Here is a 12,356-nt window from a genome sequence, read left to right as displayed (position 1 = left end):
CGGGCTCCCTCAGACCTCGTAGGGCTGGACGACGATGAAGTTGCCGGGGGCGCCCCGGAACTGGAGGTTCACGGTCTCTCCGCTGTGTCCGGGGTAGGCGTTGCGGCGCAGCCGGACCTGGCTGGAGATGATCACCTGTGACGCGGCCGACCACGCCACGACGGCGTTGCAGTCGGCGAAGGTGGTCGGGGTGACCGGCAGGACGACGGGGACACCATGGGTCTTGACGACGATGGTGCCGGTGCCCTGGAACTGCATGGTGAACAGGGCGCCGCCGGGGATGCCGTGGCCCTCGATCCTGCGCACCTCGTACTGCAGCGACTCGTCGAAGGCGAGGACGCTCTCCGCCGAGACGCAGATGCCGTCGCCCTGGAGCTCGATGGCGTGCAGATGGGAGCCGTCCTCGGCGAGGAAGACCTGCCCCCGGCCGGTACAGCGCATCAGCTGCATTTCCTGACCGGTGGCGTTGCCGACCATCCGCCCAGCGAAACCCGCGCCCTTGTAGCTGAAGTCGACCTTGCCCTGGTACATCACCATGCTGCCCTGACGGGCCAGCACGCCCGCCCCGCCCATGGTGAGGTCGACGCGCATGAGCTGCTGGTTCTGCGGGGTCCAGCGCTGTCCGGTGGCCGTCTCCTTGTACGGCTGGAGCGCGGCCACCAGGCCGGCCCCGGCCTGCGGCACACCCTGCGGCACGCCCTGAGGCATGCCGGGCGGCTGCTGCCCGAACGGAACCGGGGCCTGCTGCCCGTACGGCGCGGGGGCCTGCTGCCCGAAGGGGGGCGCCTGGGGCGGGACCTGTCCGAACTGCGGCTGCCCCGGCTGCCCGTACGGAGCGGGCGCGGGCGCGGGCGGCGGCACACTGCCGCCCTGCGGGGCCAGCGGCGCCGCTATCGTCGGCGCGGCGTGCATCTGCTGCTGCGGCGTGGGCGCCGGGGCCTGCGCGGCCGGTGCGCCGAAGGACGGGGCGGGCTGCGGGGCCTGCGGGGCGGCCGGCGCTCCGAACGAGGGCGGCGCCGAGGCCTGCGCGGGCGGTGCGAACGACGGGGCCGCGGACTGCGGCTGCGGTGCGGCCGGGGCCTCCTCGGCAACCTCGCCGCCGAAGTTCTTCAGCAGCGCGTCGAGCCCACCGTCGAAGCCCTGGCCGACGGCGGCGAACCGCCAGACGTCCTTGCGGTAGAAGTCGCCCAGCATCACCGCGCGCTCGGTGGTGAACTCCGAGCCCGTGAAGGCGTACCTGACGACTTCTTCGCCGCCCGCGACGATCCGGATGTACCCGGGACCGACCTGCGACATCTGTCCGGCGCCATCCAGCGTCGCAGTGAAGGACAGCTTGTGGATGTTCGCCGGAATGCGGTCCAGAGTGACACGGAACGACTCCGTGTCACCTGCCTGCGTACCGAGGAGCTGAATGGACTCCTCGGGCGATTTCGGCTGATTGAAGAAGATGAAATAACGGTCGTCGGAGAGCTGCTCATTGACATCGAGGCCGAAGCAGCTGATGTCAAAGGTCAGCCCCGGGCCGGCGATCTGCACACCTACGTACAGGTCCGTCCCCGGCGTGAGATCACTGATCTTGGCCTTGTGGCCGCGTTGGAATTCCCTGGCCATGCGTAACGACCGTCCCCCATCCGGAAGGTGAATGCGTCGCGTCAGGCTAACCGCAAACTCCGGCATTGGGCCAAGCCGGTACAGACCCGGTACAAAATCGCGAACGTCACTCGCCGCGCGCGGCGGGCAGGTGGGGCAGCCGGTCGGCCGCCACCACCCCTTCGAGATAGCCGCGGGCCCGCTCCGTACGGGGGTAGGCATCGAGGAGCCGCCAGAACCGCGGTCCGTGACCGGGCACCAGGAGGTGGGCCAGCTCGTGGACGAGCACATAGTCGACGACGTACTCCGGCATGCCCTGCAGCCGGTGCGAGAGCCGGATGCTGCCCTCGGCCGGGGTACACGACCCCCAACGGGTGTTCTGATTGGTCACCCACCGCACCGAGACGGGCCGGGCCCTGCCCTCGAAATACTGGGCCGCCAGACGCTCCGCCCGCTCGGCGAGCTCGCTGTCGCCGAGGATCCGCTTGTTCTCCTGAGCGGCGAGCTTGTCGAGCATCACGCTCACCCAGCGCTGCTCCTCGGCCTCGGACATCCGGGCGGGAATCAGCACGATCGTGCGGTCGCCCTCGCGGTACGCGGAGACCGTTCTGCTGCGGCGGGCGCTCCTGCGGACCTCGACCGCACTCGTCGCCGAGGCGCGGGTCGGATGATCAGCCGCACTGCGCCGGCGGGTTCCGGCGCCGCGCGCGGAAGTCTCCCCGGCGAAGCCGGGTGACGAGTCGGCGGGCACGCCACGACGTTACCCGCTGTCAGTGGGGGAAGTCCCGCCTCCGGGACGGTTCACACATGATCCACCCCATGGCTTGCACCATTTGAACGACTAATACCCCGCGCCTGTGGATAACTTTTCGCACGGTTCCGCGTCTCGCCCCATTCTGGCAATGGATCTCACACAGCCACACAGACCGGGGGAAGCCGTGCATCCGATGCTGAAGCCCGCACTGCGCCGAGCATGGCGCGGCAGCGGCACCGTGCAATTCGGCGTGACACCCGCGCATGCCGTCAAGGTCGGCCCGATGGATATCGCAACGGGCTGTTTCCTGGAACTCCTCGACGGAACGCGCGGGATGTCCCTGCTGCGCGAAGAAGCCAGGGCCCTGGACCTTAATGATCATCAAGTGGACACTCTCGTGGTGCGGTTGATGGATGCGGGACTCCTCGACGACGTGCGTGCGGGCGGTCCGGAAGCCGATGCGCTGAGGAACCGGGCGGACGTGCTGGAGCGCCACCGGCCCGATCTGGCGTCACTCTCCGTCGTGCATTCCGAACCGGGAGGGGGAATGCGCCGGCTGGCAGCCCGCCGCTCCATGCGTGTCCAGGTGCGGGGAGCGGGCCGGGTCGGCGCGGCGATCGCGGCGGTGCTCTCCGGCGCCGGGGTGGGCCGGGTCGAGGTCCTGGACGGCGGCTGCGCCGAACCGTGCGACGTATCGCCCGGGGGCCTGCCGGCCTCGGCGGTCGGCGAGCGCCGGGACTCGGCGGCTCGGCAGCTCGTCCGCCGTTCCTCCCCCGGTCCTGCGCCTCGGGCCGTGCAGTCGGCGGCCGGGTGTGCGAGCGGTGAGCCCGGCCTGTCCCTGATCGTCGTCGCCCCTCGCGACGGCCTGTCCGTCTACGTTCCCGACGCGCACACAGCCGAGCCGTGGATCGCGTCGGGCACACCCCATCTCTATGCCGGGGTCATCGAGGCAACCGGGCTCGTCGGACCGCTGGTGCTGCCGGGAGGCACGGCCTGTGCGGGCTGCCTCGATCTGCACCGGCGTGACCGGGACCCGCAGTGGCCGCGGATGCTGGCTCAGTGGCAGTCGGGGCGGCGCACCGCCGTGCAGGCGTGTGACCTGGGACTCGCGACAGCGGTGGCAGGGCTCGCGGCGTCCCATGCGCTGGCCTTTCTCGACGGCGAGCTGCCGGCCAGCACGGGCGCCCGCTGGGAGGCCGCACTGCCGCTGTTGGACTGGCGGTCCGAGCAGATCGGGGCGCACATCGACTGTTCCTGTGGAGCGGGTGGGCAGACTGAGAGGGTGCGCACCTCCGGGGCCGGCGCGGCGCACGACACAATGGCCGGGTAACCGCCGCACGCAGCGCGGCAGTCTGGGATTTGGAGGGGCATATGTCTGATCTTCCCCGGAAGGCGGTCACCCGAACCGCCAAGCTGGCCGCGCTGCCTTTGGGGTTCGCCGGCCGTGCCACGTGGGGCCTGGGAAAGCGCATCGGCGGGAAGTCCGCGGAACTGGTCGCCCGCGAAGTCCAGCAGCGCACCGCCGATCAGCTCTTCAAGGTGCTGGGCGAGCTGAAGGGCGGGGCCATGAAGCTGGGACAGGCCCTGTCGGTCTTCGAGTCCGCCCTGCCGGAGGAGGTCGCGGGCCCTTACCGCGCGGCCCTGACGAAACTTCAGGAAGCAGCCCCTCCCCTGCCGAGTGCCACGGTCCACGCGGTGCTGGCGGAACGGCTCGGCGAGGACTGGCGGGAGCTGTTCCTGGAATTCGAGGACAAGCCGTCGGCTGCCGCCTCGATCGGGCAGGTGCACCGGGCCGTGTGGCACGACGGCCGGGTCGTCGCCGTGAAGGTGCAGTACCCGGGAGCGGGTGAGGCACTGCTCTCTGACCTCACACAGCTCAGCCGGTTCGCGCGGCTGCTCGGCCCACTGATTCCCGGCATGGACATCAAGCCCCTCATCACGGAGCTGCGCGACCGGGTATCGGAGGAACTGGACTACGAACAGGAAGCGCAGTCGCAGCGGGAGCACGCCGAGGAGTTCGCGGACGATCCCGATGTCGTGGTCCCCGGGGTGGTCCACCAGTCCGATCAGGTGCTGGTCACCGAGTGGATCGACGGTGTGCCGCTGGCCGATGTGATCGCCGACGGGACCGCCGAGCAGCGGGACAGAGCCGGGCAGCTGCTGGCCAGATTCCTGTTCTCCGGCCCCGCGCGCACCGGGCTGCTGCACGCGGACCCGCACCCGGGCAATTTCCGGCTGCTGCCCGCGGCCCCGTCCTTCGCGAAGGACGGCGAGGACGATCAGGACGACGCCGGGGATGACGGGGCAGCTCAGTGGCGCCTGGGGGTAATGGACTTCGGCACGGTGGACCGGCTGCCTGGCGGGCTGCCCCGGACCATCGGGGACTCCTTGCGGCTGACGCTCCAGGGAGACGCGGACTCCGTGTACGAGCTGCTGCGTGAGGAGGGATTCGTCAAGGACTCGATCAACCTCGAACCGGACGCGGTCCTCGGCTACCTCCTCCCGATCATCGAACCGGCCGAGGTGGACGAGTTCACCTTCAGCCGGACCTGGATGCGCAATCAGGCCGCCCGCATAGCGGACCCGCGTTCTCCCGCTCATCAGCTGGGCAAGCAGCTGAATCTGCCGCCCGCCTACCTGTTGATACACCGGGTGACGCTGAGCACGATCGGGGTGCTGTGCCAGCTCGGCGCCACGGTCCGGCTGCGCGAGGAACTGGAGTCCTGGCTCCCAGGGTTCCTGCCTCAGGACGAGGAGGGGCGGGCCGAGGAAGACTGGGCCGAGGAGAATCCGAACGATTTCGAGGCGGCCGAGGAACCCACGGCGGGGGCCGCAGCCGGCGCGGAGGTCAAGTAGCGGCTCCCCGGCCGGGTACGACAGTGGGCGGCCCGGCCTGTCGCCGCCTGATGGTCGTCGCCAGATTGTCGCCACCAGGCGGTCACCACCATGCGGAGTCGAGGCGGCCCTCGATGGCCCTGATGTGGGTGCGCGCGCAGTCGTCGCAGTAGTAGCGGCGACTGCCGTTCTCCACGGAGCAGAGCCAGGTCGGCGGCGCGTTCTCGCTCCCGGCGCGGGTGCCGCACAGGGCGCACACGACGTCCTCGGTGTCACCCGCTCCGGGGCCATGAGTCTGCTCGTCCACCTCGTGACGATAACTCCGCCGCCGCCTTCCGGCGCGGCACGGCACCGCGACACCGGCCCGTCACACGGTCGTGTTCGCCGCACGACCGTGTGACGGGCCGGGGACACGACCGCAGACACGACCGTGTGACGGGCCGCGGACACGACCGCAGACACGACCGCGGGGCCGGTCCGAGTGGACCGGCCCCGCGGTAGGGGTACTGCTGGTGTGGGCACTGCTTGCCGGGGAGCAGAGAGCGGCTGCCCCTCGGCGGACAGTGCCGGCGTGCGGCACTGCTCGGTTCAGTGCATGACCGCCATGGCCAGCGCACGGCGGGCACGCATCGAGGCGCGCTCGGCCCGGCGCTGCATCCGCCGCGCGGTGATCAGGCGCACGGCCTGACGTTCCGCGGCGGATTCCCGCAGGCGGTCGTGCATATGCGCACGAGCCAGGGCTTCTGGGATGAGTTGCATCTCACGGGTCCTGTTCTGACGCGAGTCGTTCGCGCCGATGATGGTGACGTCCGGTGTCGCGGAGCCGACGGGCTCCCTCGTGGGGATGGTCATTGGTGCCTGGTTTCGGGGATCGTGGGTCAGGGGACGGTCGATGGTTCCGATGCGTTTCATGGGCTTGGGGGCCGTGACCCCCAGGTCGGCGATCACGCCGCGACCGGGTTCTTGCGCGGACGGCCACGGGGCCGCTTGCGAGCAACGACGACGCCCTGGATGAAGAGCTCGCCACCCCAGACACCCCACGGCTCGCGGCGCTCTTTGGCACCGGCCAGGCAGGCCTCGACGAGCGGACAGGTGCGGCAGAGGGACTTGGCGTACTCGACGTCGGCCGGCGACTCGGCGAAGAAGACCTCGGGGTCGAAGGAACGGCAGGGGACGGGTACGCCGAGGTTCTCGATGGCGTCGTCGAGCGCGGTGAGCGCAGTGAGGGGGATCAAGGTGGAGTCCTCCGTGAGGCCGGGCGGGGAGATCGTTTCGGAAGGCGGTACGGACGGGGCGTGCGCTTCGAGTTGCACGGTGGTGGTGTCCTCGTCTGGTCGTTTCCGGCCTGTTGGCCGGGGGGCGGCTGGTACCAGGTCTTGCTTGTCCCGAGGCTCCTTCTCGCTGTCTCGTCCGTTCGGACAAAACAAAAGGGCCGCGGATCCCGAGTGGGGTTCCGCGGCCCTGAAGGCGCCGGCCTGATCGTCGATCAGGCTGGATCACTCCAGGGTTCAGGCCCACGGAAGGCCCACATCGTGTGGTGGTGCGTCGTCTGCTTCTTGGCTCCGGCTTCCGCTCCCGCACCGACGGCCGCAAAGGCATAGGCCTGGGCCTGTCCCTTCGCTACTGCTGCTGCCGGTGCCTGGGTCGGTCGCTCATTGCGCTCCCGCACGGGAAGGCTTGCCAGGGACAGCGGGCTGACGGCTGAAATGCCGGACATACCGGTGCCACGCAGCGAGGAAGCCGAAGAGCAGGCAAGGCCGAGCGAGCAGGCGGAGACGACCGAGAGATCGGTCATTTTGTTGGTCTCGATGATGCTGATCACTTCAATCGCCTCCTCTCGGCGTCTCGGGGGACCGGCCGGGCCGGTCCTGCGTATTCGGAATAAGTACAGCACAGGGTCAGGGCTTCAGAGAAGTCGCTGTTCCCGTGGTTAAGAACCTATGGTGATGACTGGGGCGGGCGCAAACTATTTTTTCGACGAGTTTTTCTCACATCTCCTCGTCGGCCGACTCAGGCCCCTCGACCCCGTCCCCACCTGCGCAGATGTCCAGCACGGCGGCGCCGAACCGGCCCAGCTTCCGCGCGCCGACCCCGGAGATCCCGGCCAGTTCACCCTCGCTGCCGGGCACCGCCTCCGCGATGGCCATCAGCGTCTTGTCGGTGAACACGCAGTAGGCGGGCTGGCCGATCTCCTGCGCCCGTGCCGCGCGCCAGTCGCGCAGGCGCTCGTACAGTGCCTCGTCCATGTCGGACGGGCAGTCGTCACAGCGCATCAGCTTCATCTCGCCGGCGTCCGTCAGGGTCTTGCCGCAGACCCGGCACAGTGCGGGCCCGCGCCGCTTGCGCCGGGCCGCGGCCGGGCGCTCGATCCCGCCGCTGCCGCCTGCCGTCGCCCGGCCGCCGAGCGCCGCCGAGCCTGGGCGCAGCCCGTTCAGGAACCGGCTCGGCCTGCGGCCCGCCCGGCCACCGGGTGAGCGCGCGAGCGACCACGACAGGGACAGATGGAAGCGGGCCCGGGTGACACCGACGTAGAGCAGCCGGCGCTCCTCCTCGATCTGCTCGTCCGTCTTGGCGTAGGTGATCGGCATCATGCCCTCGGTCAGCCCGACCAGGAACACGGCGTCCCACTCCAGGCCCTTCGCCGAGTGCAGCGAGGCCAGCGTGACTCCCTGGACCGTGGGGGCGTGCTGGGCAGCTGCCCGCTCGTCCAGCTCGGCAACCAGGTCGGAGAGGGTCGCGCCCGGCCTGGCCTGTTCGAAGTCCTCGGCCAGCCTGACAAGGGCCGCGAGGGACTCCCAGCGGTCGCGCACCACTCCTGATCCGGCGGGCGGCTCGCTGGTCCAGCCCTTGGTGGAGAGCACCGCCCGCACCTCGGAGGGCAGCCCCTCCGCATCGTCCAGCAGGGAGTCGTTGCCCCCCGCCCTGGCCGCGCCGCGCAGGGCGACGCCCGCTTCCCGTACCTCCGCACGCTCGAAGAACCGCTCAGCGCCCCTGAGCTGGTACGGCACACCCGCGTCCGCGAGGGCCTGCTCGTAGACCTCGGACTGGGAGTTGACGCGGTAGAGCACTGCGATCTCACCGGCCGGGACACCGGCGGCGATCAGATCCCGGATGCGACGGGCGGTGCCCTCGGCCTCGGCGGGCTCGTCCGCGTACTCCAGGTAGGCGGGTTCGGGGCCGGACTCGCGCTGCGAGACCAGTTCGAGCCGGTGCTCGGCTGCCCGGCCGCGGGCCTGGGAGAGCAGTCCGTTGGCCAGATGGACGACCTGGGGCGTGGAGCGGTAGTCCCTGACGAGTTTGACCACGGTGGCCCCGGGGTGGCGGGTGCGGAAGTTGAGCAGATGGTCGGGGGTGGCTCCGGTGAAGGAGTAGATCGTCTGGCTGGCGTCGCCGACGACACAGAGGTTGTCCCGGTCGCCCAGCCAGAGGTCGAGCAACCGCTGCTGGAGCGGGCTGACGTCCTGGTACTCGTCGACGACGAAGTGCTGGTACTGACGGCGGACGTGGTCGGCGATGTCGTGACGGTCTTGCAGGATGCCGACGGTGAGGAGCAGCACGTCCTCGAAATCGATCACCGTGCGGTCGCGCTTCAGCTGCTCGTACATCGCGTAGACCTGCGAGATCTCGGCGGGATCGCGCGGGGCGTCCCGCTGGGACTTGGCGACCACGGCCGGATAGTCGGCGGGCACGGTCTGGGTGACCTTGGCCCACTCGATCTCGCTCGTGACATCGCGCAGCTCGTTGCGGTCGAGCCGGATACGGCAGCGGGCCGCCGCCTCGGCGACCAGCTGGACCTTGCGCTCCACCAGTCGGGGCAGGTCGCCACCGACTGCTTTCGGCCAGAAGTACTGGAGCTGACGCAACGCCGCGGAGTGAAAGGTCCGCGCCTGCACCCCGCCCGCGCCGAGCTGGCGCAGGCGCCCGCGCATCTCGCCGGCGGCACGGTTGGTGAACGTGACGGCAAGCACACTCGACGGCTGGAGTATCCCCGCGCGCACCCCGTAGGCGATGCGGTGCGTGATGGCCCGCGTCTTTCCCGTACCGGCTCCGGCCAGCACGCAGACCGGGCCCTGCAGGGCCACGGCGACCTCGCGCTGCTCGGGGTCGAGCCCGTCGAGGACGGCGTCGGCGGAGTCGGGGACCTGGGGGAAGAGGCTGGAATGCGTTGCTGATGTCACCCCGCCATGCTGCCAGGTCGGAAGGGGCGGAAGGGGAAGTTGTCCACAGGGCCGCCCCGTCCGTCGTACTAATCAGGGGCGGTTCCGGGAATGGTGGCCAGGTCACGTGCGTTGTCCATCCGTGCGGCAACGCATGTCCCCGCCTCGCCGTGTGACGGACGAGACGCAGAACGGGACGTGGCGGGATTGCCGGGACCGATGAGACAGAGGAGCGCGAAGACATGCCGGGCACTGTGACGATGTACAGCACCACGTGGTGCGGCTACTGCCGTCGGCTCAAGGGCCAGATGGACCGCGAGGGCATCGCGTACACGGAGATCAACATCGAGCAGGACCCGGATTCGGCGGCCTTCGTCGAGAAGGCGAATGGCGGGAACCAGACGGTCCCGACCGTTCTCTTCGCGGACGGCTCGACCCTGACGAACCCTTCGCTGGCCCAGGTGAAGCAGAAGGTCGGCGTCTGACCGCTGCCGCCCGCTGGCTGCCACCGCCCGTTTCTTCCCGTGCATACCGACGGGAAGAAGCGGGCGGTTTCGTGTTCCACCCCGTCAGGCCCGGGCAGGCGCCGCAGCCGGCAGGTCCGGCAAGGGCAGGCCTCCGCCGGCCCGCTCCGGGTCAGCTCGCGCGGACCGGCTTCGGGAGCGGCTTCCCGTACCAGATCTCGATCAGTCGGGCGGCGATCGAGATGCCGAACGGGGGCAGGATCTCGCCCGATTCGAAGGCGGCCGTCAGCTCCTCGCGGGAGAACCAGCGGGCCTCCTCGATCTCCTCGCCGTCGACGTTGATCTCGAATGTCGTGGCCCGTGCCATGAAGCCGAGCATCAGGCTGGAGGGGAACGGCCACGGCTGACTGGCGATGTACTCGACCTCGCCGACCGTGATGCCCGCTTCCTCGAAGACCTCGCGGGCCACGGACTGCTCGATCGACTCGCCCGGCTCGACGAAACCGGCCAGCGTGGAGAACCGGCCCTCGGGCCAGTGCACCTGCCGGCCCAGCAGCGCGCGGTCCTGGTCGTCGGTGACGAGCATGATGACAGCCGGGTCGGTGCGCGGGTAGTGCTCGGCGCCGCAGGCCTGGCAGCGACGGATGTGACCGGCCGCGGCGATCACCGTGCGTTCGCCACAGCGCGAGCAGAAGCGGTGCAGCCGCTGCCAGTTCTCCAGCGCCACCGCGTGCACCATCAGACCGGCGTCGCGGGCGCCGAGGAGCAGGCCCGCCTCGCGCAGGCCCGCCGGGCGCGCCGACTGGTCCATGCGGCCCGGCAGCGAGTCCTTCTGGAGGGCGAAGTAGCTGACGCCGTCGTCATCGGTACCGAGGAAGTAGCGGTGGGTCTCGGTGACCGGGGCCTCGAAGGCGGGAGTCATCACGAGTTCGGTGCCGTCGGCGGTGTCGTCGATCAGCACCTGGCCGCCGGAGACGACGAAGACCCGGGTCGTCGGGTGGCTCCACGCGGCGGACAGCCATGCCTCGTCGAGGCGATGGTGTGCCGCGCGGTCGATACCGCTCGGCGCGGTCAGACCGATGGGACGGTCCGTGGTGGCGTTGTCGAAGGTGCTCACAGGTGCTTCCTACTCCCCCGGGATGGATCGGGTGTTCAGAGAATTCAGCGGAGTGCGGCTGCCAGTTCGCCCCAGAGGTGGGCGGTGGTCTCCACGCCCTTGAGCAGCAGGTCGAGTTCGACCTTCTCGTTGGGGGCGTGCCAGCCGTCGGACGGTACGGAGATGCCCAGGAAGAGGACGGGGGCGCCGAGCACGTCCTGCAGGTCGGCGGCGGGTCCCGAGCCTCCTTCGCGGGTGAAGAGGATCTTCTGGCCGAACGCCCGTCCCATCGCGCGGGCCACGGCCTGCAGCGCGGGGTGGTCCAGGGGTGTCAGACAGGGGCGGGTGGCCGGGAGGAAGGTGATCCGGTGGCGGATGCCGGCCGGGATGCGGGCCTCGGCCCATGCCTGGACGGCCTCTTGGACGTGGTCCGGGTCCTGGCCCGCGACCAGACGGAAGCTGATCTTGACCTGGGCGGAGGACGGGATGATCGTCTTGCTGCCGGCGCCCTGGTAGCCGCCGCCGATGCCGTTGACCTCGGCGGTGGGCCGGGCCCAGATCCGCTCCAGCGTGGAGTAGCCCGCCTCGCCGGATGCGGCCCCTGACCTGGCGGTACGCAGCCAGGTGGCCTCGTCGAACGGCAGCTCGGCGAAGAGAGCGCGTTCGGTGTCCGTGAGCTCGGCCACGCCGTCGTAGAAGCCGGGGACGGCGACCCGGCCGTCGGAGTCGTGGAGCGCCGCGACGAGGCGGGCGATCTCCGTCGCGGGGTTGGGGACTGCGCCGCCGAACGATCCCGAGTGGATGTCCTGCTCCGGCCCGTGCAGCTCGATCTCGCACTCGGCGAGCCCGCGCATGCCGGTGCAGACGGTCGGGGTCGTCTCGTCCCACATGCCGGTGTCGGAGACGATCACGGCATCGCTGGTGAGGCGGTCGGCCCGCTGCTCCACCAGGGCGCGGAAGTGCGGCGAGCCGGACTCCTCCTCGCCCTCGACCAGGAGCTTGAGGTGGACGGCGGGACTGGTGCGACCGGTGGTGGCGAGGTGGGCCCTGACGCCGAGGGTGTGGAAGAACACCTGCCCCTTGTCGTCGGCCGCGCCGCGCCCGTACATCCGGCCGTCGCGGATCACCGGTTCGAACGGGTCGGTGTCCCAGCCGTCCTCGCGGGCGGCGGGCTGCACGTCGTGGTGCCCGTACACGAGGACCGTGGGGGCGTCCGGATCGTCTGAGGGCCACTCGGCGAAGACGGCGGGCGCGCCGTCCGTCTCCCAGATCTCGGTGACCGGGAAGCCGGTCTCCTTCAGCTTGGCGGACAGCCATGCGGCGCTGCGCCGTACGTCCCCGTCGTGCTCCGGCTGCGCGGATACGGACGGGATGCGCAGCCACTCCGCGAGGTCGTCGAGGAAGGCTTCGCGGTGCTGCTCGGTGTACGTACGGACGGCGCTGTCCGGGGTGTCGCTCAT

Annotated in this window: 12 protein-coding genes; 3 read left to right on the top strand and 9 right to left on the bottom strand. The window is 70.3% G+C overall.

The features are described from left to right. Positions 1 to 9: 9 nt before the first annotated feature. Both SH922_RS26620 and SH922_RS26615 read right to left on the bottom strand, forming a co-directional pair. Positions 10 to 1,611, bottom strand: coding sequence for a TerD family protein (locus tag SH922_RS26620; protein ID WP_393060364.1), 1,602 nt, complete (start codon positions 1,609 to 1,611; stop codon positions 10 to 12). A gap of 106 nt (positions 1,612 to 1,717) precedes the next feature. Next, positions 1,718 to 2,341 carry a M48 family metallopeptidase gene (locus SH922_RS26615; protein WP_393060363.1) on the bottom strand — a complete coding sequence of 208 codons (624 nt, stop codon included), beginning with the start codon at positions 2,339 to 2,341 and terminating at the stop codon, positions 1,718 to 1,720. Positions 2,342 to 2,528: 187 nt separating this feature from the next. Here SH922_RS26615 and SH922_RS26610 point away from each other — a divergent pair, with 187 nt between their 5' ends. Further along, entirely contained in the window at positions 2,529 to 3,674 is a 1,146-nt protein-coding gene (locus SH922_RS26610; RefSeq protein ID WP_393060362.1) for a ThiF family adenylyltransferase, read from the top strand. A 41-nt stretch (positions 3,675 to 3,715) separates the two neighbouring features. After that, positions 3,716 to 5,200, top strand: coding sequence for an ABC1 kinase family protein (locus SH922_RS26605; RefSeq protein WP_393060361.1), 1,485 nt, complete (start codon positions 3,716 to 3,718; stop codon positions 5,198 to 5,200). A gap of 82 nt (positions 5,201 to 5,282) precedes the next feature. On the opposite strand, the gene SH922_RS26600 is transcribed toward SH922_RS26605, so the two are convergent. From SH922_RS26600 to SH922_RS26580, 5 genes are all read right to left on the bottom strand, one after another. After that, the gene (locus tag SH922_RS26600) at positions 5,283 to 5,486 is read right to left on the bottom strand and encodes a hypothetical protein (RefSeq protein ID WP_393060360.1); all 204 of its coding nucleotides are present in this window, start codon (positions 5,484 to 5,486) and stop codon (positions 5,283 to 5,285) included. 281 nt (positions 5,487 to 5,767) lie between these two features. Continuing rightward, positions 5,768 to 6,091, bottom strand: coding sequence for a hypothetical protein (locus SH922_RS26595; RefSeq protein WP_148022160.1), 324 nt, complete (start codon positions 6,089 to 6,091; stop codon positions 5,768 to 5,770). Between the two features lie 32 nt (positions 6,092 to 6,123). Further along, on the bottom strand, positions 6,124 to 6,492 hold the full coding sequence (locus SH922_RS26590; RefSeq protein ID WP_393060359.1) for a WhiB family transcriptional regulator: 369 nt from the start codon (positions 6,490 to 6,492) through the stop codon (positions 6,124 to 6,126). Between the two features lie 173 nt (positions 6,493 to 6,665). After that, complete coding sequence (locus SH922_RS26585; protein ID WP_393060358.1) at positions 6,666 to 7,001, bottom strand: hypothetical protein; 336 nt, start codon at positions 6,999 to 7,001, stop codon at positions 6,666 to 6,668. Between the two features lie 166 nt (positions 7,002 to 7,167). Beyond that, complete coding sequence (locus SH922_RS26580) at positions 7,168 to 9,357, bottom strand: ATP-dependent DNA helicase UvrD2 (protein ID WP_393060357.1); 2,190 nt, start codon at positions 9,355 to 9,357, stop codon at positions 7,168 to 7,170. A 221-nt stretch (positions 9,358 to 9,578) separates the two neighbouring features. On the opposite strand from SH922_RS26580, the gene SH922_RS26575 reads away from it, so the two are divergent. Then, positions 9,579 to 9,821: a mycoredoxin gene (locus SH922_RS26575; protein WP_351002644.1), complete on the top strand. Its 243-nt coding sequence runs from the start codon at positions 9,579 to 9,581 to the stop codon at positions 9,819 to 9,821. Positions 9,822 to 9,972: 151 nt separating this feature from the next. On the opposite strand, the gene nudC is transcribed toward SH922_RS26575, so the two are convergent. Both nudC and SH922_RS26565 read right to left on the bottom strand, forming a co-directional pair. Then, positions 9,973 to 10,917: an NAD(+) diphosphatase gene (gene nudC, locus SH922_RS26570; RefSeq protein WP_393060356.1), complete on the bottom strand. Its 945-nt coding sequence runs from the start codon at positions 10,915 to 10,917 to the stop codon at positions 9,973 to 9,975. Positions 10,918 to 10,961: 44 nt separating this feature from the next. Continuing rightward, positions 10,962 to 12,356 carry a dipeptidase gene (locus SH922_RS26565; RefSeq protein WP_393060355.1) on the bottom strand — a complete coding sequence of 465 codons (1,395 nt, stop codon included), beginning with the start codon at positions 12,354 to 12,356 and terminating at the stop codon, positions 10,962 to 10,964.

The organism is Streptomyces sp. LN549 (assembly GCF_043203805.1).
Classification (GTDB): Bacteria; Actinomycetota; Actinomycetes; order Streptomycetales; family Streptomycetaceae; genus Streptomyces.
Note: the sequence above shows the minus strand (reverse complement) of the source record. Positions and strands in the feature narration are given on the sequence as shown.